Source organism: Terriglobus sp. TAA 43 (assembly GCF_000800015.1).
GTDB lineage: Bacteria > Acidobacteriota > Terriglobia > Terriglobales > Acidobacteriaceae > Terriglobus.
Map to the genome: position 1 here is coordinate 177597 of NZ_JUGR01000004.1, position 23594 is coordinate 201190.

Consider the following 23594-nt stretch of genomic DNA (forward strand, 5'->3'; position numbering starts at 1 on the left):
CGCGGTTTCTTGCCAAGTCTGCATTTTAAGCATAAACGCCCGGCTGCTCAGACAGCCGGGCGTTAGAAGAAAGCAGATGCGCTACTTCACGTCCATTTTGGTCGGGGAGACGGCGGTGTTTTGCGCGGATGTTTCCGCGGAAGGCGAAAGGTAGGCGTGGACCACCAGCAATGCTGCAGCGGCCAGGATGCTGTTCATAGCTTCTCCAGAAAATGAATGAATTGGGGCGGAATCGCTGCTGGAGAGAAAAGGGGTCAGCGTACACGCAGATGAAAGGAGATACGGGGAGACTTCGCCCTGGTTCCATAAGAATGTTGAGTTTTCTAGATTTCAGCAGTGTTTTTGATTTGTGCGACGCAGGGCCGTTGTGCGTTGTCGCACCGTTACGGGCTATACTGCACATCCTATGGTTGTTCACGCAATTCTTCCGGCGGCGGGGTTGGGCACGCGTATGGCTGTGCCTGGTGCCAGTGCCAAGCAGTTTCTTTCGCTCGGCGGTGTGCCGATCCTGATCCACAGCGTTCGCGCGTTTGCGGACAAGGCGAATGTATCCACTGTGACGGTTGCTGTGCGGCAGACCGAGATCGATCATGTTCGTGCGCAGCTTGCGCAATACGGCTTTGGCGACAAGGTTCGTGTGGTGACCGGAGGCGAGACGCGGCAGGAGTCCGTCGCTTCTGCTCTGTGGTCGCTGGATGCGAATGATGAAGACATTGTGCTGGTGCACGATGCGGTGCGACCGCTGATTGAGCCGGCTACGATCGAGCGCACGATTGAGGCGATCGTCAAACATGGTGCAGCGATTGTGGGCATGGGTGCAATCGACACGATCAAGCTGGTGGAACGCACCGCGGATGGCGCGATCATCACCGGTACCGTGCCGCGCGAACGCGTGGTGCAGGCGCAGACGCCGCAGGGTGCTCGCTTTGTTGATCTGTCGCGCGCGTTTGATGAGGCTGAAGTGGATAGCTTCGCGGGCACCGATGAGGCGAGTCTGCTGGAGCGTGCGGGCATCACGGTGGCCGTGGTGCAGGGTTCGTCGACGAACCTGAAAATTACGCAGCCAGGCGATCTGGAACTTGCAGAGTTTTATCTGGCTCGCAGGTAAACGCATCGTCGTAATGCGGGAACGAATGTGGCGCGAATAGCCATGGATGATTTGCGTGGTGACGCGGCTGATCGCGATACCATTGCCACGACCCCATGAAGACACTTGCTCTTGCTGCTCTCCTTGTTGCCTCCGCTGCGTTTGCGCAAACCGTTCCGCAAGCGAATGATCGTTTGATCTTTCAAACGCAGAATGGCTGGTCGCCGCGTGTGAATGTGGAGGCTGGCTCGGTGATGGTCTATGGCATCAGCGAGAGCATGCCGGATCGCATCAAGTCGTGGAAGGACCATGGCTATCGCGTGACGGTGATGACCGGCGTTGCGTGGGGCACGTATGGCGACTACCTGCGTGGCGAGTTTGATGGCAAGGAACACTGGGATGAGACGCAGCAGGAATCCAGCGGCAAGCTGATTCTGCATGGTGGTAAAGAGGTGCCGTATGTGGCTCCTTCGGAGAGCTATGGCAAGTATCTGAGCCGTGGTGTGCTGCGTGCTTTGGATGCGGGTGCTGAAGCCATCTATCTTGAGGAGCCGGAGTTCTGGGCTCGCGCGGGTTGGTCGGAATCATTTAAGCGTGAGTGGGCCGCTTATTATCACGAGCCCTGGATTGCGCCGGATTCGTCGCCGGATGCGCAGTATCGTGCGAGTAAGTTGAAGTACTTCCTGTATCAGCGTGCGCTGGCGCAGGTGTTTGCTGCGGTGCGCGTGTGGGGTAAGGAGCATGGCAAGGTTGTGCCTTGCTATGTGGCGACGCATTCGCTGATCAACTATGCACAGTGGCAGATTGTTTCGCCGGAGTCGTCGCTGCTGGATGTTGGCGCGGATGGATACATTGCGCAGGTGTGGACGGGCACGAGTCGCGCGGTGAATGTGTATCAGGGCGTGAAGGCAGAGCGCACGTTTGAGACGGCATTTCTGGAGTACGGCGCGTTGCAGAACATTGCGCGTTCCAGCGGCAAACGCATCTGGTACCTGAATGATCCCATTGAAGACAATCCCAATCATTCGTGGATTGATTACAAGCGCAACTGGGAGTCGACGCTGGTGGCTTCGTTGTTGCAGCCTGAGGTGAGCAGCTACGAGATTCTGCCGTGGCCGGATCGTATCTTCGGGCCGAAGGCGTTGCGTCCTTCTACGGAGCCGACGGAGGCAAATCCGAAGCCGCAGCGCACGTTTATTCCGGCTGAGTATGAGACGGAGTTGCAGACCGTGTTTCATGCGCTGGGACAGATGCAGGGGCAGACGGCGAAGTGGCAGGTGAGTGGCACGCAAAACATTGGCGTGTTGGTGAGTGACACGTTGATGTTTCAACGTGCGAAGCCGCTGCCTTCCGATGCTGATCTGGGCAACTTCTATGGCATGGCGTTGCCGTTGGTGATGCACGGTGTTCCTGTTGAGCCGGTGCAGATTGAAAGCACGTATCGCGGTAAGGATGCCGCGGATTTTCTGAAGCAGTACAAGGTTCTGTTTCTTACCTATGAGGGACAGAAGCCGCCGTCGCCCAAGTTTCATGATGCGATTGCTGCGTGGGTGAAGGCTGGTGGTGCGCTGGTGGTGATGGATAACGATGGCGATCCTTACAACCATGCGCAGGATTGGTGGAATGACAACGGCAAGACGCAGGTGATTCCGCGTGAGTTGTTGTTCCACGCACTTGGGCTGGATGCGGCGAAGGAAGGGACACATTACGTAGGCAAGGGTGTAGTGATCTTCCGCAAGGTTTCGCCTTCTGAGGTTGCGCAGGATGTGAAGGGGCCGGATGCGGTGCTTGCTGTGGCGAAGGAGGCTGCGACGCAGGTGAAGTTGCCGTGGCGTGAGTCGTCTGCGTTGGTGTTGCGGCGTGGGCCGTTTGTGATTGCCTCTGGGTTTGATCGACCGGAAGGCACACCGGAGCGTGCGATTACGCGTGTTGCGAACAGCGCTGTTGCTTCACTCGATAAGAACAACACCAGCAATGTGACGCATGATGAGGCTGTTGTATTGCCGCACACAACACCTGCTCCTACGGTGTTGAGTGGTGAGTATGTTGATCTGTTCGACGCGCATTTGAAGCTGGTGCAGAACCCGCAGGTGGCAGAGGGAGAGCGGCGTTTGTTGCTTGACCCTTCTGTTGTTGCCAAGGGCAAGGCGCATGTTCTTGCCGCGAGTGCGAAGGTGACGGATGAGCAGGTGACTGCGAGTTCGCTGCGCTTTGCAGTGTCGAACATTGATGCTCGTGATGAGCATGATGTGACGGCTGTGCGGTTGATGTTGCCGCGTGCTGCGAAGAGTGTGACGGTGGACGGAAAGCCGCTCACACCCGGTAAGGACGAGAGCGGCACGTTGTTGCTGGAGTTTAAGGCGAGCGCAACGCCACAACAGGTTGCCGTGACGTTCTAGTTCAACATGCCGATGGTGTGCAGCCACACTTCGACGAGGTGTGGCCACGCCGTTGCGGGATACTTTGTTGGGCGCAGACCGAAGGCGTGCGCGCCTTCCGCGTAGGAATGGAACTCGACCGGCACCTTGGCTTTGATGAGCGCGGCTTCGTAGCTGAGTGCGTCCCAGATGCTGTCCACGTTGTCGTTCTCGTTTTGAAGAAGGAACGTGGGCGGTGTCTGCGCATTGATGTGGCTTGCGATGTCTGGGTTCAGCTCCAGCGTGCCTTCTTTGAAGCCGAGATGACCGGGGTATAAAGCAACGGCGAAGTCGGGGCGGCAGCTTAGGTCGTCTGCGGCGTCTACGCGTGGATAGATGCGTTTGTCGAAGTGAACGCTCATTGCCGCAACCATGTGGCCGCCTGCAGAGAAGCCGAGCACTCCGATCTTGTGTGGATTGATCTTCCATTCTGCAGCGTGTTGGCGAACGAGTCCCATGGTGCGTTGCGCATCGTCCAATGCGATGGGTGATCCGGGATAGGCACCCCAGTATGGTTTGGAGCGTGGTGCTGGCACGCGGTACTTTAACACGATGCAGGTGATGCCGCGCGTGGTGAGCCAGTCGCAGACCTCTGTACCTTCCAAGTCAATTGCGAGTTCCATGAAGCCGCCGCCAGGGAATACGACTACCGCAACGCCGGTGTTGTTTCCCTTGGGCGAGTAGACCGTCATGGTGGGTCGCGAGACGTTTTCAATGCCGCTGGATGGCTTGCCACCAATGAAGTACTTCGGGTCAGTCGTGGTCTCCATGCGCTCTGGACCCTTGGCTGGCAGGGCGTCGGGAATTTTGCCGGGCCAGATGGGAATTTGTGTGTGGCCGGGAGATGGCTGCCAGGTGTTGGCCTGCGCCCTGAGCATGGGCAGGCATGTGAAGACGACGAGGCAAAGGAGCAACAGACGCGCGGAACGCAGACGGCTCATGGGGAAACCTGATGTGTGGAGTGGTGCGGCAGCGGGATGCGCGCGGCGGCACCAGCACAGGCTACGCCCGCGGCCTGTGTATCCCTGTCGGAGGTATCCGCGTTGCTACTACGTCAGTTTCAGCATCTCGCTGGCTCGCTGGAAGCGTGCCAAAAATATTTCTGAAAAAGTCCTTGGAATATATTCCGATATAGGAATATATTCTTACCATGACACGGAGATCACATTCTGCGGATGTCTTCAGCGCCATCGCCGAGCCGCGGCGGCGAGAGGTTGTTGCGGTTCTTGCGGATGGCGAGGAGTATGCCGTCAATGAGATTGTGCTGCGGATGAAGATGGCTCAACCTGCCGTATCAAAGCACCTGAACGCCCTGCGCAAGGCTGGGGTGGTGACGGTGGTCAAACGTGGACAACATCGCATGTATCGCCTGGACGCGTTGGCGCTTAAACCGGTGCATGACTGGGTGCGGGAATTCGAACGTTACTGGACGCACCAGGTGGATCAGATCAAGCAGCGTGCCGAGCAGAAGGCGCTGGAGAGATTGATTCGTATCGACAAAGACAAGAAGTAAACCCAAAGGGGGAGCAATGGCAGCCACAGTTATGGAAGGCGTTTTGCATGCCTTCGAAATCGTTAAGGAAGAACGGATCGCCGCACCGATTGACATCGTCTTCGAGACCATTCTGGAGCAGATGGGACCACTCAATTCCACTCCGGAAAAGCCGATGCCGATGGTGTTGGAGGCGTGGCCGGGAGGGCGCTGGTATCGCGATCTGGGCAATGATTCCGGTCATTTCTGGGGAAATGTGCAGGCCATCAAGGCGCCTTCGTTGCTTGAAATTTCAGGTCCTTTGTTTATGTCGAATCCTGCTGTTTCGAATTTGCAGTATCGGCTTACAGAAGAAGATGGCGAAACTGTGATGCGCTTTCGGCATCGTGCGATGGGATGGGTCGGTGATCAGGAACGTGGTGTGGATGCTGGCTGGAGCAACATGATTGAACGGATTCGTGAGGCTGTTGCGGAACGGGCGAGGAAATAGCCATGTGTCCCTTTTGTATTTCGACTGCGGTATGGATTGCGGCGGGTGTTGCATCTGCGGGAGGAGCTTCCGCGCTGGCTGTAAAAATTTGGAACTCAAAGACGCACAAACAGGAGGTGAGCGGTGACAACGAATGAGCAGATTGCGCAGATGAAGAAGCCTGCCGTGGTTTCTGCAGATGAGTGGCAGAACGCATGGCAGGAGATGCTGGTGAAAGAGAAGGAGCACACTCGTTCGCGTGATGCTCTGGCTGCTGCACGGCGGCGGATGCCCTGGTTTGCGGTGGAGAAAGAGTACGTCTTCGAAGGGCCGCAGGGTAAGGCTTCGCTGCTGGACCTGTTCGATGGAAGACGGCAGCTTGTGTTGTATCGCGCGTTCTACGACTCGAACGTGTATGGCTGGCCGGAGCATGCTTGCGTTGGTTGTTCGATGGGCGCAGACCAGGTTTCGAACCTGTTGCACCTTCATGCACGCGACACCACACTGGTTTATGCGTCGCGTGGATCGCAGGAAAACATTGCCACGCTGAAGCAGCGCATGGGATGGAACGCGATTCCCTGGTACACCATCACCGACGACTTCGATAAGGACTTCGGCGTGGATGAGTGGCACGGGCATAACGTGTTCTTCCGCGATGAACACGACAGTATCTTCCGCACGTACTGGGTGAACAATCGTGGCGATGAAGCGATGGGCAGTGTGTGGAGCTATCTTGATCTGACACCGCTGGGGCGGCAGGAGCTTTGGGAAGATTCACCTGAAGGCTATCCGCAGACGGAACCGTACAAGTGGTGGCGTTGGCATGACGCTTACGGGAAAGAAGATGCGAAGTGGTCGAACGTTGTCGATAACGCGACCGTGCTTCTCAACCTCTAAGAGTGAACGAGATCGACGCGCTCACGAGTGGAGGTTATGTTCTAAGTCAGGGAGCGACTGCATGAACATACAGAAGCAAATTCAGGAGTATATCGCCGCGCAGCCAGAGCCCAAACGCGGCGATATACAACAACTGCATTCGATGATTCTGGCGCTGAAGCCCACCTGCAAATTGCGATTTCTGGATGGAAAGGACGAGCAGGGAAAAGTCGTCTCAAACCCAAACATTGGTTATGGTTCGCAGATCATTCCCTATGCCAATGGAAAAACCAGAGAGTTCTATCAAGTTGGACTGAGTGCGAATACGACAGGCATCTCCGTCTACATCATGGGCATAAGTGACAAAAACTATCTGGCCCAGACATTTGGTCCGGAACTTGGCAGAGCAAGCATTACGGGATATTGCATTAAGTTCAAAACACTCTCAGCTATCAATATGGATGTGCTGAAAGCCGCAATTCAATATGGCCTGGATCGTGAGTAAGCTTGCTGATCACGATCCAGACATTGCAATCATGCAACGTAATTAAAGCTTCAACATCATCTCGTTGGTTTGAGTGAAGCCTGCCTTCTCGTAGATGGGCTTGCCGAAGGGCGAGGCATGAAGCGTTATCACCATGTAACCGCGTTCACGGCATAGGTCGGTGGCTGCCTGGAGGATGCGTTTCGCGTAGCCTTTGCCGCGGGCTTTGTCTGCTGTGTAGAAGTTCAGCAGGTATGGGCGGCCTGCTTCGGTGTGCAAGTAGTGCGGCGGGAAGTCGCCGAAGAAGATGCCACCACTTGCCATTACTTCGCCTTCTTCTTCGAGGAGCAGACCCACATAGCGGCCATCGGCTAGGCGTTCACGCACCCACGGCTCGAAGTTCGCGTCCATTGTGTTCAGGCGTTCTTCGGTTGCGAACTCATTCGCGGTGAACATGGCGTGGCGATGTTCGGTAATGAGCTTTGTGTCTTCGACGGTGGCTTGGCGGATGGTGGACATCTCTGTGGTCTCCTTCAGCATTGCAATGCGTGAAAAGAAAGCAGGTCCCTTTCGCTACGCTCGAGGGCATGCTTCGGCTTCACTTCGTTTCGCTCAGGGTGACGAACTTCGTTTGTATGAGCTTCGCTGGATGACGTTGTTGCGAGAAACTTTGAGGCGTATCGGCCGGTTCGAGTGCGTGGAGATTCTTCGCTTCGCTCAGAATGACGGCTAATGGGAAAGAAGAAGGGCGGCCTGTGGGCCGCCCTTACTTGGCTTGGTGGGCGGCTTAGCTGCCGCCCTGATTGGGTGACAGCGATTTAGCGGGCGGCTCCTGCGAGCTGCTCGGCACCGGCTTTGAGAGCTGCGGCCTTGTCGGTCTTTTCCCAGGTGAAGCCTTCGCCGGTACGTCCGAAGTGGCCGTAGGCTGCGGTGGCCTGGAACTTGGGCTTGCGCAGGTCGAGGGTCTCGATGATGGCCTTCGGCGTGAGCGAAAAGTTCTCGCGGACGAGCTTGGTGATTTCGCCTTCGGAGATCTTGCCCGTGCCGAAGGTCTCGACCAGAACGCTGACCGGCTCGGCTACGCCGATGGCGTAGGCAAGCTGAACTTCAGCGCGGTCTGCGAGGCCCGCAGCAACGATGTTCTTGGCGATGTAGCGCGCCATGTAGGCAGCCGAACGGTCAACCTTGGTGCTGTCCTTGCCGGAGAAGGCACCGCCACCGTGACGGCCCATGCCGCCGTAGGTGTCCACGATGATCTTGCGGCCGGTCAGGCCGGAGTCGCCCATGGGGCCACCGACGACGAAACGGCCGGTCGGGTTGATGTGGTACTTGGTGTCTGCGTCGAGGAGCTCAGCGGGGAGGACAGCCTGGATTACGTGCTCCAGAATGTCAGCGCGGAGCTGCTCGGTGGTGACAGCTTCGTCATGCTGCGAGGAGATGACGACTGCGTCGATGCGCACGGGCTTGTGGTCAGCGGAGTATTCCACGGTGACCTGGCTCTTGCCGTCAGGACGGAGGTACCCGAGCTTGCCGTTCTTACGCACTTCGGTGAGGCGTGCGGCCAGCTTGTGCGCCAGCGAGATGGGGGTGGGCATCAGCTCCGGGGTCTCGTTGGTTGCATAGCCGAACATCATGCCCTGATCGCCCGCGCCGCCCGTGTCCACGCCCATGGCGATGTCCGGCGACTGCGAGTTGATGGAGGAGATGACGGCGCAGGTGTTGCTGTCGAAGCCGTACTCGGAGTGGGTGTAGCCAATGCCTGCAACCGTCTCGCGGACGAGCTTCTGGAAGTCGACGTAGGCCTTGGTGGTGATTTCGCCAGCAACTACGACGAGGCCGGTGCAGGTGAGGGTCTCGCACGCAACGCGGCTATACGGATCCTGAGCCAGGCAGGCATCAAGGATGGCGTCGGAGATCTGGTCGGCAATCTTGTCGGGATGGCCTTCGGTGACGGACTCAGAGGTAAAGAGGAAACGATCGCGAGTGGACAAAAACTGCTCCTTGAGGCGCTTGCAGCGAAGAATAGATATTCGATCCATTTTAACGCGTCATGGATGCAGAAAAGGCTGATTTTGGGAGGAATGAGTACTAGTGTGTCCTGTAAATGGATGGAACCCATTTCTTTTCCGGTAGATGCACGATGCCACGATGCACCAGAACCCACAGGACACCGGCCGCAAGGGCCAGGACTATGAGCAGCATGGCAGCTACACCAAGCCAGCGCAGGCGGCGAGCCGGAGCGTCGGTTATGCGGCTTCTGTGGACGGCTTCAGCGAGCTCGCGCCAGTCGTCTTCGCGCGCTTCCGTATCGATGCCTTTGGCACGCATGGCGTCCTGGAAGCGCTGCACGGTTTCATCGACGTTAAGGCCGCAGAAGTTGGCATAGGAACGGACGATGCCACGATTGAAGACTCCTCCGGGCAGGTCAGAGTAGCGGTCTCCCTCAAGCGCCTGAAGATGGCGCAAGGAGACACGCGTGGAGACTGAGACCTCGTCCAGCGAGATGCCGCGCGATTCGCGCTGCTCCCTGAGTTCCTGACCGAATGGCATGCGTTCCGATGCTCGTAATGTACTCTGCAGAGTTTGCGACTGACGCTACGCCGTCATGCTACATGTAACCCGTTAAAAACCAAAGATACTGGCAGATAAAAAGCCTATTACCGAACCCGAAACGGAACTATTGATATTGCCAGCAGGGTCAAAACGCATTGCGATATAAGGGTGAGCCAGGAAATTCTGCTTGGAGAGTGTTGTGAAAGCTTGCCGTTTGTTGTTCGTTCTTCTTGTTGCCGTGCTTGTTTCGGTGGTTTCGGTGCGCGCTCAAGAGCGCTGGTCCGCGGATAAAGCAAAGGACTGGTACGCCAAGCAGCAGTGGCTGGTGGGCGCGAATTATGTGCCTTCCGATGCCATTAACCAGCTTGAAATGTTCCAGGCCGCTACGTGGAATCCGGCGCTGAATGACAAGGAACTGGGATGGGCCGAAGGCATTGGCATGAACACCATGCGTGTGTTCCTGCATGACCAGTTGTGGGCGCAGGATCCTGAGGGATTCAAGAAGCGGTTGAATGAGTTTCTAGCCATCTGCGCGAAGCATCACATCAAGCCGATGCTGGTGCTGTTTGATTCTGTGTGGGACCCCGAGCCAAAGCTGGGACCGCAGCATCCTCCGATTCCGGGAGTGCATAACTCGGGATGGGTGCAGAGCCCGGGACGTAAAGGCCTGACTGATCCTGCGTATGAGCCGAAGCTGGAAGCGTACGTGAAGGGCGTGGTCGGCGCGTTTGCGAAGGATGATCGCATCCTGGCATGGGACGTCTGGAATGAGCCCGATAACGACACGCCGCAGTACGGTGTGATTGCAAACAAGACAGCGCGCATTGATTACTACCTGCCCAAGGCATTTGCGTGGGCGCGGAGCGAACATCCGGTACAGCCGCTGACCAGCAGTGTGTGGCATGACGATTGGAATCCAGGGAAGTTGAAGTCGACCGCGAAGATTCAGATTGAAGAGTCTGACGTGATCAGCTTCCACAACTACGGATGGCCCGAGGAGTTTGAAGCGAAGATCAAGGAACTGCAGCAGTATGGGCGGCCTATCATCTGCACGGAGTACATGGCGCGCGGTGCGGGCAGCACGTTTGATAACAGCCTGCCGATTGCGAAGCAGTATCACGTTGGCGCGATCAACTGGGGTCTGGTAGATGGCAAGACGCAGACGCGTTATCCGTGGGATTCATGGAAGAAGCCTTATGTGATGGATCAGCCTGTGCTTTGGTTCCATGACGTGTTTCATGCCGATGGCACGCCGTATCGTCAGCATGAGGCGGATTTGATTCGGCAATTGACTGGCCGGGGCATGCAGTAAAGAGCTATGCGCGAATGCCGTGGTTGCAGGGAATCCTCTGCGATCACGGCGTTTGTTGTTTACAGAACTTGTAGGGCGTCCAGTGCTAACCTTGGCAGTGACGCATTATCTTTTCACGAGGTTTCACGACACATGGCTACAGCCGTAATCGCACCCGAAGAAGTTCTCCCGTACAAGGTCGCTGACCTTTCGCTGGCCTCATGGGGCCGCAAGGAAATCGACATTGCTGAGCAGGAGATGCCCGGCCTGATGAGCATCCGCGCGAAGTATGCGGCAGGTAAGCCGCTGGCGGGTGTGCGCGTGACTGGATCGCTGCACATGACGATTCAGACGGCTGTGCTGATTGAGACGTTGAAGGATCTTGGCGCCGACGTTCGCTGGGCAAGCTGCAACATCTTCTCCACGCAGGATCATGCGGCTGCTGCCATTGCAGAGACGGGCACGCCGGTCTTTGCATGGAAGGGCGAGACGCTGGAAGAGTACTGGTGGTGCACGTACCAGGCACTGAGCTTCCCCGGTGGCCTGGGACCGCAGCTTGTTGTGGACGATGGTGGCGATGTAACGCTGCTGATTCACAAGGGCGTTGAGTTGGAAGATGGTGACCGCAGCTTTGTGGATGCGAAGACTAGCATCAGCGAAGAAGAGGCCGTGATCCAGAAGCTGTTGCTGAAGGTGTTGGCGGAAGATCCGCAGCACTGGCACAAGTTGGCGAAGGAATGGCGCGGCGTTTCGGAAGAGACCACGACCGGTGTGCATCGCCTGTACGACATGATGCGCAAGGGTTCGCTGCTGATCCCGGCTATCAACGTGAACGACTCCGTTACCAAGAGCAAGTTCGACAACCTGTATGGATGCCGCGAGTCGCTGGCTGATGGCATCAAGCGCGCCACGGACGTGATGATGGGCGGTAAGGTCGCGGTCATCTGCGGCTATGGCGATGTGGGCAAGGGCTCAGCGCATTCGCTGCGTGGCATGGGCGCTCGCGTTGTTGTTACGGAGATCGATCCCATCAATGCTCTGCAGGCTGCGATGGAAGGCTTTGAAGTGACGACGCTGGAAGACACGCTGGGTCGCGGCGATATCTACGTCACATGCACCGGCAACCTGGACATCATCACGCTGGAGCACATGCAGCAGATGAAGGATCAGGCCATCGTTTGCAACATTGGTCACTTTGATAACGAAATCCAGATGGAGCGTCTGAACAACTCTGGCGCTGAGAAGCTGGAGATTAAGCCGCAGGTACACAAGTACACGTTTGCCAATGGCAACGCGATCTTCATTCTTGCGGAAGGCCGTCTGGTGAACCTGGGTTGCGCAACGGGCCATCCTTCGTTCGTGATGTCGAACAGCTTCAGCAACCAGACGCTGGCACAGCTTGATCTGTGGAAGAACAAGGACACCTACAAGGTGGGTGTGTATGTTCTGCCGAAGCAGCTGGACGAGGAAGTAGCCCGTCTGCACCTGGAGAAGATCGGCGTGAAGCTGACGACTCTGTCGCAGAAGCAGGCTGATTACATCGGCGTAAGCGTGGACGGTCCTTATAAGGCCGAGACTTACCGCTACTAGTTCGGTTGTGTTTTGGAAGGGCGCGGCTTCGGCTGCGCCCTTTTTCGTGCCATGAATAATGGCGCATTCAGGCATACAGGGACCCGGTCGTGCGGGATGCCCTGTCCGACAGCGAGGCATCCTAGCCTGCGGTGAGGTGAACTGGTATGCGCCTAAGCATTGCGTTGTTAGCTTCAAGTCTTTTGGTGGCGGGGGCCGGCATGGCTCAAACGAGCATGACGCCACCTACTTCCACGACCCCCGGTCAACCGGTCTCTCCCGCGGCCCCTCCCAACGGGAATAGTGCTCCGACACCGGGTTCGCCTGCGTTACCGGCGGCTCCCGGAACATTGCCGGAGCAGCCCGCACCGGGAGGAGTAGCGCCGACACCGTCGCCATCCACACCGTCTACGCCTTCTACCGCGCCGGGCACGTCCCCAACCCCTGGCCTGTCACCGACTCCGGGTATGGCACCCGCGCCGATGACGCCGCCCTCTGGTGCATCCGTAAACGGAACAACACAGACGACGCCGTCCGGTAGTTCTACCCAGACGCGCGGTAGTGGACGAACCGGACGGACGGGCGCCAAATCCTCTACCTCCACCACGACGACTACACCGTCCACAACCGTTCCCAGTTCGCAGCCCGGTGCGCCGGGATCAAACGTTGCTCCTCATTAATCTCGAGGGACATTTTCTTAATCACGCAGGAGGTACAACCGAATGAAGCACACCACCATGACGACCGCTCTGCTGGCTCTTTCCCTGACATTTGCAGGCAGTCTGGCAGCACAACAGGCCAATGAGCAGGCGCGGCAGGACGCAGCGGCGCAGGCCAACGTGGATCAGCACGCCTCGAAGCAGCAGAAGAAGGCAGCCAAGGCCCAGGAAAAGGCTGACCAGAAGCGTGAGAAGGCGCTGAATACCGGCGAGGCAAAGGATGCTGCCAAGGCTCAGGACAAGGCGGATAGCCAGGCAGTGAAGGCTGGCGAAACGCCCCGGTAAATTTATTTCTTTAGAGAAAAGCCCACCCGAAATTATTTCGGGTGGGCCTTATTTTTTGCTTTTGAATTACTTATGGGCTGCAGCCTTTGCAGGAGCAGGAGCGCCCTGTGTCTGGCGGAGTGCGCCTTCCACCATGGCAAAGATGCGGTTGGGGTCGTTCGATCCGCTTTCGCTGCCGGAGACAATCTGCCACTTGTTCGCTGTGGCCACCACGATGGTGGGGGTGCGCGTGACGTTCAGCTTGAGGCCCAGGTTGTAGTCGGCCTGTACCTCCGCTGCGAACTTGGGATCCATCGAGAAGGGCATGGACTGGCCGTGTTGCTGCATCCAGCGGCGGGTGAAGTTCTGCAGATCGTCCTTGCTGTTCAGTGCGGGCTGTTGCTGGAAGACGTCGTCGCGGTACTTGTTCGCCAGATCAGGGTTGACGCGATCCTGCAGGTAGCGGGCGAAGATGGCCGCATCCTTGCTCCAGACGTGCATCTGGAGGGGGAAATCGTAGCGGACGAGCGGCACGTGATACTGGGCAGCGGCGCGTTCCACGATTGGGTTGGCAGTGCGGCAGGCCGGGCATTCCAGGTCGAAGAATTCGATAATCGCCACCTTGTGACCGGCGGGCGGCTTCAGCATGGAGGTGTCGCGGAAGGTGGAAGGATCGGGCGTTCCGGCGAACTGCGCGTGGGCAGCGGGGACAATGGCAAGGCCGATGGCAAACAGAGAAGCGGCCACGGTGCGGCGAATCGACATGGGTTTCGGGTCTCCCGGCGCGGGCTCACGGGCCACACATGCGCCATGTTCTGCATTCTATGACGTATGGCCGGGTAGAAAGTCGCTGTAAGCAAGGTGGCGCACGATAAACTTTCCGCAACCACTGAGCCCTTCCGGGAATCGAATGAAATGTCTGCCCCTTCCGGGGTTCCGAGTTAGAAAGCCTTGAGCGAAAGCGTTTATTCGAAAAGATTGCCGATGTGGGCCGCAGTAGTGCTGGCGGTGCCGATGGTTGCCTCCGCGCAGACCCAGCCGGTTACTCCCACACAGGGACCCGCCATCCAGACTGGTCCCTCATCACAGAAGCAGCCACCCGTGGCCGACGCGCTGAACCTCCCGGAGGCCCCGGCGCCGCAGGCTGTATCGCAGCCGGTGCAGGCTGCTCTGGCTGCCGCCAAGCCGCAGGATCTGGGACATGGTGTGACGACTCCGGTTTCCACGGGACAGCCGCTGGCGCTCTCGCTGGACGACGCTGTGCGTATCGCGCTGGAACACAACCTGACGATCTCGGTTGATTTGCAGAATCAGCGGCAGATCAGCGGCTTGCAGAAAACTGCGTTCAGTGCGCTGATTCCGGTGATGACCGCTGTGGGTAAGACGAATACGCAGGAAGTGAACCTGGCGGCGATGGGCTTTAAGCCGAGCTCGCTGTCTGGGTTACTGCCCCCGGGAACGACCTTCAACACGATCGTGAAATATGACACCACCGGCGCGCAGTTGAATGTTTCTCAGCAGTTGTTCAACCTGCCCGCATATGAGGTGTACAAGGCTTCGAAATCCGTGGCCGATGTGGCCAAGTGGCAGCTCTATCTTGATCGCGGCGACGTGGTGAACAAGGTGGCCTCGCAGTACATCCAGGTGCTGTCGGATATGGCTTCTATTGAGAATTCGAAGTCGCAGGTTGCCAGTGATTTAGAGCTGGAGCGTCAGTCGCAGGCGCGCAAGGATGCGGGAACGGGAACGAATCTGGATCTGCTCCGTGCACGCGTGGAGAGACAGAATCGTCAGCAGGAATTGATCGCCAATACCGCCCAGTTTGAGAAAGACAAGGTGCAGTTGAACCGGTTCATGGGACTGGCGGCCGATCAGCCGCTACAGCTGACCGACGCCGTGCCGTACCACGAACTGGAAGCACTGCCGCTGGAAACTGCGAACCAGGTGGCGTTGAAGCGTCGCAAGGATCTGCTGGCTCTGCAGGCACAGATGAAGACTGCCGAGCTGCAGCGGAAGGCTGTGAAGTATGAACGGCTGCCCGCAGTCACGCTGGGCGGTTTCTACGGTGTTCTGGGCCAGACACGCGGTTTGTATCACGGCGTGTTCTCGGCGCAGGGCGGCATCAACTTTCCCATTTTCGAAGAAGCTCGCATTCGTGGTGATCGCGAAGTGGCCGATGCGCGGTTGGTTCATCTGCGCAAGGAAGTGGACAGCCTGAAGGCCTTCATTGAGGCGCAGATTCGTTCAGCCATGCTGGACGTGAACACATCGGACGAGTTGGTGAAGGATGCCACGAGCAACGTGGGCCTGGCGTCCGAAGCCTTGGATGAGACGCGGCAACGTTATCGCGCAGGAATCGACGACAACCTGCCGGTGGTGCGTGCGCAGGCCACTTTGGCGGATGCACAGGCGCAACTCGTGAGCGCGCTCTACCAGTTCAACACGGCGAAGCTGCAACTTGCGCGTAACACTGGCGTGGTGGAGTCGCAGTACAACACTTACCTGGGTGATTAAAGTTTCTGTACTCTGCTAACGGCAGACGCAACGGGTGAGTCCTTGCTATGTCACCATAGAAGACAGGGATGCCCGACTCCGCCTATTCCAGTGAAGTGCATCACGGCAAACGTCCGTTAGATTCTGAAGGCAGGGAAGGCGCGGCGTTTTCGTCGCGCAACTTTCGTCGCTATCAGCTTGCGCGCATGCTGGCCATTATGGGTGCGGAGGCGCAGTCTGTCGCCGTTGCATGGCAGATTTATCAACTGACACATAATGCGTTTCTGCTGGGCTGCACTGGCCTGGCGCTGTTCTTGCCTGGCATCTTCTTTGTGTTGCCTGCGGGGCATGCGGCGGATCGATATGATCGCCAGCGCATCATCGTTCTCTGCTATGCGATGCAGGCCATATGTACGGCGGTGTTGTTGTACATGTCGCTGGTGGGCGTGCGGCATGTGCTGTACATCTACGTGATGTTGTTCTTCATTGGCGCTGGGCGCGCGTTCAGCGGGCCTGCGTCGTCGGCCATTCAGCCGCAGCTTGTGCCCAAGGGCGCGTTTGTAAACGCGATGACCTGGGGCTCGGCAATCTTCCAGATTGCGAACATCAGCGGACCAGCGATCGGCGGATTGCTCTTCACAATTCAATTTTCGGGTGCGATGGCCCAGTGGACGGGTGCGCCCGTTGTGTATGCGTTGACCATGTGCACCATGCTGACGTTCGTGGTGTTGGTGAGTACGCTGCGGCCGCGCAAGGAACAGGCAGAGAATCGCGCCATGTCGTTGCAGACGATGATGGAAGGCGCGCGTTATGTGCGCAAGGCGAAGTTGCTACTGGGATCGATCTCACTGGATATGTTCGCTGTGCTGCTGGGTGGCGCAGTGTCCCTGATGCCCATCTTTGCGCAGGACATTCTTCATGCCGGGCCGCGCGGCCTGGGTATTTTGCGTGCTGCACCGGCGTTGGGAGCATTGTGTACGTCAGTGACGCTGTCGCTGAGGCCCATACGGCATAGCGCCGGCAAGCTGATGCTGGTCGCGGTGGGTGTGTTTGGCATTGCGACGGTGGTGTTTGGTTTGTCGAAGTCGCTGCCGCTCTCGCTGGCTGCGCTGTTTGTGCTGGGTGCGAGCGACAACATCTCCGTCATTGTTCGGCAGACGATTCTGCAGCTTGGCACGCCACCTGCGATGCGTGGTCGCGTATCGGCCATCAATTGGCTTTTCCTTGGCGCTTCGAATGAGTTTGGCGAGTTTGAAAGCGGCTTAACGGCGCAGTGGTTTGGCGCGGTGCGGGCCGTGGTGTTTGGCGGTATCGGGTCAGTGATGGTGACGGTGTTGTGGAGCATCTTCTTTCCCAAGTTGCGGGATGTGAATTCGCTGAATTCGGAAGAGCTGTTGAAGGCGAATGCTGCTTATGCCAACAGCGAACCTGTCGATTAGAGAGCAGCTTTCTGTTGCTCACGGTGTATGTGGTCTGCAGTCTGAGTTAATCTGCTTGCGATATGGGCATGTTTGATACTCCTGCTTCCAGTGGTTCCGGGAACGATGTTCCTGAGAGCAAAGGGCCTTCCATTAAGAAACTGATTTTGTGGTTCACCCTGCTTCTGGTGGTGGTGGCCGCTGTGCGTGTATTCCTGATCTGGCGCACGCGGCATGAGGCTGCGAAGCCTGTTGCGGCGGTGGAAGAAAGCTACACCGCGGACGAGATGGTACTGCCTCGTAAGCTGCACCAGACCGATTTGAAGGATGCGCGTGAGTTGAATGGCAAGCGTATCTGGGTCTACGCAGCCGGGCAGTTGAATGCATATCCTGCCACGGCGGCGCACATGGATTACACGCATCCCGGTCCGCTGTTGTTGGGTGCGGAGCCGTTGGAAGTGGTGAATTTCATTGAGCAGAAGGCGCCTGCGTCGGTGTACAGCCGCGTGCCCAAGGGCGATGCGCAGGTGATCATGCTGTTCCATCGCAAGGATGATCCTGCGAAGCTATGGGGCACGCCGGTGGGAGATCGCGAAGGCAAGTTCTATAACTTCTTCATCGATGAATGCTTTTTCTATGACGATCCACATGAGCTGTACAAGCACTGGAAGCCTGAGGTGTGGAAGGCGGTGGACGAACACCGCGCGGAGAAGGGCATGAACGAGTTGCAGACCGATCTGGCGCTGGGGCAGGTGAGCAAGCCCGGGCCGGGGGCGGTGGGTGATCGAACCGTCTTGTTTGATAACGACGGCAAGCCGGTGAGTGTGACGTTTGTAAAGAACAAGGCAGTCAGCATCAACTAGCGACTGTGAATGGACAAAAAAGGGCAGGCTCTACGCCTGCCCTTTTGTCTTTAGCCGAAGAGGATGGCTTCTCGAACGAAGCGGCCAATTTCAGCGATCATGGCTCCGCGTTTTGTCTCCGGGCCGGGGCATTGCGTGATGTAGCAGGTGACGATGACCGGTGGCCGGCGCATGGGCCATAAGACTGCAATGTCGTTGGTCGTGTGCTCGCCGTTGGAGCCGGTTTTGTCCGCAGCGCGCCAGCCCTCCGGCATGTCCTTGCGCAGGCGCTCGAGGCCGGTGAGGCTGTTCTCCATCCACTCGGTGATCTGGCGACGTGATGCGGGCTTGAGGGCGTTTCCGAACAGCACGCGTTGCAGATTCTTCGCCATCGCAACGGGCGTGGTGGTGTCGCGTGGGTCGCCGTCGATACTGGTGTTCAAATCGGGTTCGTTGCGGTCGAGGCGTGTGGATTCGTCACCAATCGTGTGCGCAAATGCCGTGATGGCTGGGGGACCGCCGATGGCCTCTAGCAGGACGTTGGCAGCGGTGTTGTCGCTCTGATTGAGGATGGCATTGCAGAGTGCAGCGATGGGCATGGTTGCGCCTGCATGTGGTTCGGTCAGTGGCGAGTGGCCGATCAGCGGCTTGTTCGGGATGGGGAGCGGTTGATCAAGCGATTGCTTTCCGTCATCCACGAGTTTGAGAACCGCGGCGGCTAGCAGAAACTTGAATGTGGAACACATGGGGAAGCGTTCGTCTTCGCGAATGCCTGCGGATTTGCCATTGCCGGTGTCCAACGCATAAACGCCGATGCGGCCACCGTTGTCTTTTTCCAACGTGGCCACCTGTTGCGGGAGGCGCTGAAAGATGTTTCGCTTCTCGTCCGCGCGGGCTTGTGGAACGGCCAACGAAAACACCGTAAGAGTGGACGTGGAGAGAAAGCTGCGCCGGGTGAGCATGTATCTATTCATGCGGAATCGCCGATGTGGAAACAAGTCCATTTACGATTGCTTGCACCTCGTTGGTCAAGGGCGCATCCTTTAGGCATGCACCGGGTTTGTTGCATGCAGGGGAGATAAAGCTGGTTCCGACAGACTCAGAGGATATTGACCAGACGACGCGACGCACGAATCGCGCCGCGGAGGCAGTGTTGCAACGCGCGCGTTCGGCACATCGTCATGCCATGGAGATGGGCGCGGGCCTGGGCAACGAGGGCCTTCGCTTCACCGACAAGGTGCGTCTGGCGTACTGGAACGCTTTTCAGCATGACTGCCTGAACACGGCCAAGGCGACGGCGTATTCGGCCATCTTTGCGATCTTCCCCATGATTGCAGTGCTGGCCGCCATGATTGCGCTGGTGCCGTACACGGGACCGCTACGGTCGCAGATTGAAGTGTTTGCCGTACGCGTTTTGCCCGAGAGTGTGTGGCCCCTGTTTTCCGGGTTTTTCAACACAACGCATAGCAAGCCGCAGTCAACGACGGTGCTGTTGGCGGCGATTTTTGTGAGCGTTGGTGGTGCGGCCGGCGTGTTGGCTACGCTGATGGAAGGTTTTCGCCGCGCCTATGGTCTGACGGAGAACTGCTGGGGCAGTGGATGGCGTGGACTGCTGCGTCGGCAGTTGCAGTCGTACCTGATGGTGCCGATTGCAGCGTTGCCCATGGCGGTAGCCAGTCTGCTGGTGATCTTCGGGCATTACGGTTTGCTGGGGTTGATGCGGTACTCGCCTACCGGTTGGGATTCGGGGCTGTACTGGACGGCGAATGTTGTTCGCTGGGTGGCGTCGCTGAGTGCAACGGCTGCTGTGTTGGCGGTGATTTATCGATTTGGAATTCCGGTGCGTCCGGGCTGGCGCGAAGTCATGCCTGGAGCGGCGTTTGCCACGGCAACATGGTTTGTCTCCACTTTGGCATTCGGCTTCTATGTCACGAGATACACGCACTATTCGAAGGTGTATGGATCGCTGGGAACGGGCGTGGTGTTGCTGGTATGGCTCTTTCTGACGTCGTTGACGGTACTTTGCGGCGCGGAGTTGAATGCGGAGCTTGCGCGCGACGCAGGGCCAACCGTTTTCGATATTTGAGTCGGTGTGTGAATTTTTGAACAGTGCGGATATCACTCCGGAGTGAGCGATATTCGCCCGAGTTTGCCGGAATCCGTATAGTTACCGATAATGCGAGAGGCCCCATTGCACAGATTGTTTCCCTTCTTCGAGGGGAAAAATTAAGCTGTGCCGACGGGAATTTTCATACGTCCGGTCTGGAGAACGATGAGCGAAGGTAATTTTCTGCTGGGCGGCCTGGGCCGCAGCGCCAAGATTGTAGGAACGCTGGGACCGGCTTCGTCTTCGCCGGAGGTCTTTCGGCAGTTGGTGCGCGCTGGTCTGGATGTGGCGCGTCTGAACTTTTCGCACGGCTCGCATGAACAGAAGGCGGAACTGATCCGCATGGTGCGCGAGGTCAGTGCGAGCGAAGGCAAGCCGATCTGCCTGCTGGCCGACCTGCAGGGGCCGAAGATCCGTACGGGCAAGCTCGTCGACGGCAAGCCGGTGCTGCTGGAAGCTGGCAAGCAGCTCATCATTACACCGCACGAGATGAAGGGAACCGCCGAGAAGGTGAGTACCGTGTTCCCCACGCTGGCGGAGAACCTGGGACCGGGTGACACGATTCTGCTGTCCGACGGTCTGATTGAGCTGAAGGTGGCGCGCGTCGATGGTCTCGACGTAGTGTGCGACATCGTCAACGGCGGCTATCTGGGCGAGAACAAGGGCATCAACCTGCCGGGCATCCCGGTGAAGGTTCCTGCGCTGACGGAGAAGGACGAGGAAGACCTCGAATTCATCGCGAAGCAGGGCGTGCATGCGCTGGCGTTGTCGTTTGTGCGCACCGCGGAAGACATTCGTTACACGCGCCGCCGTATGAAGGAACTGAACTTCGACGCGTGGATTGTGGCGAAGCTCGAAAAGCCGCAGGCGATTGAGAACCTGGAAGAGATTCTGGAAGAGACCGACGCGCTGATGGTGGCGCGTGGTGATCTGGGCGTGGAAGTGCCGCCGGAGAAGGTGCCTGCAATTCAGAAGCACATCATCCGTCGTGCACTGGCGTATCGCAAGCCGGTGATCACGGCGACGCAGATGCTGGAGAGCATGATCGACAATCCACGTCCGACGCGTGCGGAAGCCAGCGACGTGGCGAATGCCGTGTATGACGGTACCGATGCCGTGATGCTTTCCGCAGAGTCCGCAGCGGGCAAATATCCGGTGCAGGCCGTGGCCATGATGGCGAAGATCATTGTGGAAACAGAGTCGCAGATGACGCTGGATCCCACGACGGCTCCGCAACTGCCCATGCATGCAAAGGGCGCGCAGTTGAGCGTGGCAGAGACCATCTGCGAGAGCATGGCGCATTCGGCTGAGGATCTGGATCTGAAGGCGATTGCCGTGTTTACGGAGTCGGGAACGTCGGCACGTTTGCTGTCTAAGTACCGCCCGAATGTACAGATCTATGCGCTGTCCACAGAGGACGATGTCATCGGCAAGTGCATGATGCTGTGGGGCGTGTATCCGCTACAGGTGGACCGCTTTGGCGGCGGCGATCTGCAGGTGGAGATGGCAGTGGAGAAGCTGTGCAGCCTCGGATTAGCAAAGTCGCGCGAGGTGCTGGGCATTGTGGGCGGCACGGCCAGCCGCATTGGCGGTACGAACTTCATGAAGCTGCATGAGATTCCGGATGCCTAGGCGAAGGATGTCGATCCATGTTTCAGTCCGAAGCGGAGCCAGTAGGCTCCGCTTCGTTTCTTTTGCGGCAGTACTGCTTTTTTGCGGAACAATACCTGGCCGTGCTCAGACTGCGTTTGATGTTGCGTCGGTTCGGCCAAACAACGGAGAGGGACGGTCTCTGCTTGAAGCGACACCGGGCCGGTTCGCGGCGACGAACATCTCAGTGCAGCGGCTTCTGCTGATTGCGTATGGCGTTCAGGACTTCCAGATGGTCGGTGCGCCCTCATGGACGGCTTCCGAACACTACGATGTCACCGCAAAGGCGAGCGGCGGCACAACGGTGAACCAGATGGAAGGACCGATGCTCCAGGCTCTTCTGCAGGAGCGCTTTGGATTGAAGGCGCATCGAGAAATCAGGGTCCTGCCGCGTTACGAGTTGCGGGTTATTGAGGGGACATCCAAGCTCCATCGCTCGATTGACGGAAGCTGCAGGCCATACGTGAAAGACGCGCAGCCGGACATGGCTTCCAACGGGAAGCCAGCGGTACCGTTTTGCGGTTTGCATAGGACTGAGGACGGCTCGAGTCGGAGGTTGGAAGGGAAGGGAGTCACTTTCGCGGATTTGGCTGTAAGCCTTTCCCATAGCTACAACACCGACCTGAATAGCGTGGTTGCAGACGCAACGGGTCTCTCGGGTGGGTTCGATATGAGCTTGCAATGGACGAACGATGCAGATGTGGCAGCTTCGGCGACAGGATTGTCAGCGGCCCCGTCGTTGCCAACGGCTCTGCGTGAACAGCTTGGGCTTAAGCTTGAGCGTTCCAAAGGCGAAGTTGAAGTGCTTGTGATCGATCACATCGACCGGCCAGGAGCCAACTGAGGTCTAACGGCCTATGCGGAGCCGCTTGGCGAGTTTTTCCGGCAGGCCTGCGAGCAGGATGCGGCCCTGGGCGAGGTCGATGTCGTAGGGCACACGATGGAAAGTGATGGTCTTCTCGTCGCTGTCGTAAATGGCGTATGCAGCGCGGGGGTCGAGATCGCGTGGCTGTCCTACGGAGCCGGGGTTCAACAGATAGCGACGCCCTTCTTCCATCGAGATTGTCCAACAGCAGGGACCGGAACCGCGAAGGTACTTGGGGATCACCGTGAACCAGTGGCCGTCCTGCCAGCCAAAGCCGCCCTGAATGTGGGTGTGGCCAAAGAAGGTGACCTGCTGCTGCATGACCTGCAGCGGTTGCCAGGCGTCGCGAATGTTCAGGATGTAGATGTCTTCATGTACAGGTGAGCCGTGCGCGAGGGAAACATCGGCATTGTCCGCCTTGATGGGCCCGTGCGGGAGCACCTTGAGCCACTCAATGGATTCCGAGGAAAGATGTTCCCGTGTCCACTCCACGGCTTCGCGTGCGGATGGGTTGAAGGTCTCGGCCGACTCGATGCCACTGGCGACCTTATCGTGATTGCCACGCACATTCTGTGTGGCGCGACGACTCATCTGGTCGACGACTTCGTTGGGGCTGGCGCCGTATCCGACCACGTCCCCAAGGTTCCATAGCGCATCCCATGAGCCTGCGTCTTCCAGCACAGCATTGAGTGCTTCAAGATTGCCGTGGATGTCGGAGAGAACGAGTGCGCGCATCAGGAAACAGGGTCTGCGCGGACGCGCGAACCTATCCATGCTACAGGAAGGTAGGCGCAGGACAAGGGTTCAGGGCGCTGCCTGGATTGAAGAAACGCGGCAATGCGGTGTAAGTCATAGTGGATAAGGAGCTTAACGGATTCTGTCAACGATGGCTAACCCACTCCGGCCGAATCCGTTTGTACCCGTTGTGCATTTTATTTCTGGAGCGTATGCTCTGAGAAAGTATTCGGGAGGTACCTCAAGTGCACAAAGGCGCAGAC

The 23594-nt window shown here is 57.9% G+C and carries 23 protein-coding genes; 15 read left to right on the top strand and 8 right to left on the bottom strand.

From position 1 onward, the window contains the following. The first annotated feature begins 406 nt into the window (after nt 1-406). Together ispD and M504_RS20115 are read left to right on the top strand one after the other, a co-directional pair. Nucleotides 407-1108 carry a 2-C-methyl-D-erythritol 4-phosphate cytidylyltransferase gene (gene ispD, locus M504_RS20110; RefSeq protein WP_047497807.1) on the top strand — a complete coding sequence of 234 codons (702 nt, stop codon included), beginning with the start codon at nt 407-409 and terminating at the stop codon, nt 1106-1108. Nucleotides 1109-1203: 95 nt separating this feature from the next. After that, the gene (locus tag M504_RS20115) at nt 1204-3486 is read left to right on the top strand and encodes a hypothetical protein (RefSeq protein WP_052201114.1); all 2283 of its coding nucleotides are present in this window, start codon (nt 1204-1206) and stop codon (nt 3484-3486) included. On the opposite strand, the gene M504_RS20120 is transcribed toward M504_RS20115, so the two are convergent. Next, nucleotides 3483-4445, bottom strand: a complete 963-nt coding sequence (locus tag M504_RS20120) for an alpha/beta hydrolase (RefSeq protein ID WP_047497809.1) — start codon at nt 4443-4445, stop codon at nt 3483-3485. The genes M504_RS20115 and M504_RS20120 overlap by 4 nt on opposite strands. Nucleotides 4446-4654: 209 nt before the next feature. On the opposite strand from M504_RS20120, the gene M504_RS20125 reads away from it, so the two are divergent. The 4 genes from M504_RS20125 (at nt 4655) to M504_RS20140 (ending at nt 6846) form a co-directional block, all read left to right on the top strand. Beyond that, nucleotides 4655-5017 (top strand): helix-turn-helix transcriptional regulator, encoded by a 363-nt coding sequence (locus M504_RS20125; protein WP_047497811.1) that lies wholly within the window; start codon nt 4655-4657, stop codon nt 5015-5017. A 16-nt stretch (nt 5018-5033) separates the two neighbouring features. Beyond that, nucleotides 5034-5486 carry an SRPBCC domain-containing protein gene (locus M504_RS20130; RefSeq protein WP_052201115.1) on the top strand — a complete coding sequence of 151 codons (453 nt, stop codon included), beginning with the start codon at nt 5034-5036 and terminating at the stop codon, nt 5484-5486. Between the two features lie 123 nt (nt 5487-5609). Further along, on the top strand, nt 5610-6362 hold the full coding sequence (locus M504_RS20135) for a DUF899 domain-containing protein (RefSeq protein WP_047497812.1): 753 nt from the start codon (nt 5610-5612) through the stop codon (nt 6360-6362). A 61-nt stretch (nt 6363-6423) separates the two neighbouring features. After that, entirely contained in the window at nt 6424-6846 is a 423-nt protein-coding gene (locus M504_RS20140) for a DUF1801 domain-containing protein (protein ID WP_047497814.1), read from the top strand. Nucleotides 6847-6888: 42 nt separating this feature from the next. Here the strand turns inward: M504_RS20140 and M504_RS20145 are convergent, their stop codons facing one another. The 3 genes from M504_RS20145 to M504_RS20160 all read right to left on the bottom strand — a co-directional run bounded on the left by M504_RS20145 (nt 6889) and on the right by M504_RS20160 (nt 9375). Beyond that, entirely contained in the window at nt 6889-7344 is a 456-nt protein-coding gene (locus M504_RS20145; protein WP_047498096.1) for a GNAT family N-acetyltransferase, read from the bottom strand. 299 nt (nt 7345-7643) lie between these two features. Continuing rightward, on the bottom strand, nt 7644-8816 hold the full coding sequence (metK, locus tag M504_RS20155) for a methionine adenosyltransferase (RefSeq protein ID WP_047497820.1): 1173 nt from the start codon (nt 8814-8816) through the stop codon (nt 7644-7646). A 97-nt stretch (nt 8817-8913) separates the two neighbouring features. Next, nucleotides 8914-9375 (bottom strand): helix-turn-helix domain-containing protein, encoded by a 462-nt coding sequence (locus M504_RS20160; RefSeq protein ID WP_047497823.1) that lies wholly within the window; start codon nt 9373-9375, stop codon nt 8914-8916. Nucleotides 9376-9577: 202 nt separating this feature from the next. On the opposite strand from M504_RS20160, the gene M504_RS20165 reads away from it, so the two are divergent. Together M504_RS20165 and ahcY are read left to right on the top strand one after the other, a co-directional pair. After that, nucleotides 9578-10690 (top strand): cellulase family glycosylhydrolase, encoded by a 1113-nt coding sequence (locus M504_RS20165; RefSeq protein ID WP_047498099.1) that lies wholly within the window; start codon nt 9578-9580, stop codon nt 10688-10690. 132 nt (nt 10691-10822) lie between these two features. Beyond that, nucleotides 10823-12259 (top strand): adenosylhomocysteinase, encoded by a 1437-nt coding sequence (gene ahcY, locus M504_RS20170; RefSeq protein WP_052201116.1) that lies wholly within the window; start codon nt 10823-10825, stop codon nt 12257-12259. Between the two features lie 244 nt (nt 12260-12503). Here the strand turns inward: ahcY and M504_RS20175 are convergent, their stop codons facing one another. After that, nucleotides 12504-12827, bottom strand: coding sequence for a hypothetical protein (locus M504_RS20175; protein WP_156994076.1), 324 nt, complete (start codon nt 12825-12827; stop codon nt 12504-12506). A gap of 133 nt (nt 12828-12960) precedes the next feature. Here M504_RS20175 and M504_RS20180 point away from each other — a divergent pair, with 133 nt between their 5' ends. After that, nucleotides 12961-13242 carry a hypothetical protein gene (locus M504_RS20180; protein WP_047497826.1) on the top strand — a complete coding sequence of 94 codons (282 nt, stop codon included), beginning with the start codon at nt 12961-12963 and terminating at the stop codon, nt 13240-13242. 66 nt (nt 13243-13308) lie between these two features. Here the strand turns inward: M504_RS20180 and M504_RS20185 are convergent, their stop codons facing one another. Further along, on the bottom strand, nt 13309-13986 hold the full coding sequence (locus M504_RS20185; RefSeq protein ID WP_047497829.1) for a thioredoxin domain-containing protein: 678 nt from the start codon (nt 13984-13986) through the stop codon (nt 13309-13311). 219 nt (nt 13987-14205) lie between these two features. On the opposite strand from M504_RS20185, the gene M504_RS20190 reads away from it, so the two are divergent. The 3 genes from M504_RS20190 to M504_RS20200 all read left to right on the top strand — a co-directional run bounded on the left by M504_RS20190 (nt 14206) and on the right by M504_RS20200 (nt 17995). Beyond that, complete coding sequence (locus M504_RS20190) at nt 14206-15735, top strand: TolC family protein (protein ID WP_232296386.1); 1530 nt, start codon at nt 14206-14208, stop codon at nt 15733-15735. Nucleotides 15736-15803: 68 nt separating this feature from the next. Continuing rightward, entirely contained in the window at nt 15804-17153 is a 1350-nt protein-coding gene (locus tag M504_RS20195; RefSeq protein ID WP_047497831.1) for an MFS transporter, read from the top strand. A gap of 68 nt (nt 17154-17221) precedes the next feature. Continuing rightward, nucleotides 17222-17995 carry a hypothetical protein gene (locus tag M504_RS20200; RefSeq protein WP_052201135.1) on the top strand — a complete coding sequence of 258 codons (774 nt, stop codon included), beginning with the start codon at nt 17222-17224 and terminating at the stop codon, nt 17993-17995. A 50-nt stretch (nt 17996-18045) separates the two neighbouring features. Here the strand turns inward: M504_RS20200 and bla are convergent, their stop codons facing one another. Further along, entirely contained in the window at nt 18046-18936 is an 891-nt protein-coding gene (gene bla, locus M504_RS20205) for a class A beta-lactamase (RefSeq protein WP_047498111.1), read from the bottom strand. A 26-nt stretch (nt 18937-18962) separates the two neighbouring features. Between bla and M504_RS20210 the strand changes: the two genes are divergently transcribed. The 3 genes from M504_RS20210 to M504_RS20220 all read left to right on the top strand — a co-directional run bounded on the left by M504_RS20210 (nt 18963) and on the right by M504_RS20220 (nt 22575). Then, the gene (locus M504_RS20210) at nt 18963-20060 is read left to right on the top strand and encodes a YihY/virulence factor BrkB family protein (RefSeq protein ID WP_232296387.1); all 1098 of its coding nucleotides are present in this window, start codon (nt 18963-18965) and stop codon (nt 20058-20060) included. 186 nt (nt 20061-20246) lie between these two features. Continuing rightward, complete coding sequence (gene pyk / locus M504_RS20215) at nt 20247-21713, top strand: pyruvate kinase (protein WP_052201118.1); 1467 nt, start codon at nt 20247-20249, stop codon at nt 21711-21713. 7 nt (nt 21714-21720) lie between these two features. Beyond that, entirely contained in the window at nt 21721-22575 is an 855-nt protein-coding gene (locus M504_RS20220) for a TIGR03435 family protein (protein WP_047497834.1), read from the top strand. 3 nt (nt 22576-22578) lie between these two features. Here the strand turns inward: M504_RS20220 and M504_RS20225 are convergent, their stop codons facing one another. Next, a complete protein-coding gene (locus M504_RS20225; protein ID WP_047497837.1) occupies nt 22579-23331 on the bottom strand; it encodes a metallophosphoesterase in 753 nt (250 codons plus the stop codon). Between the last annotated feature and the right edge of the window lie 263 nt (nt 23332-23594).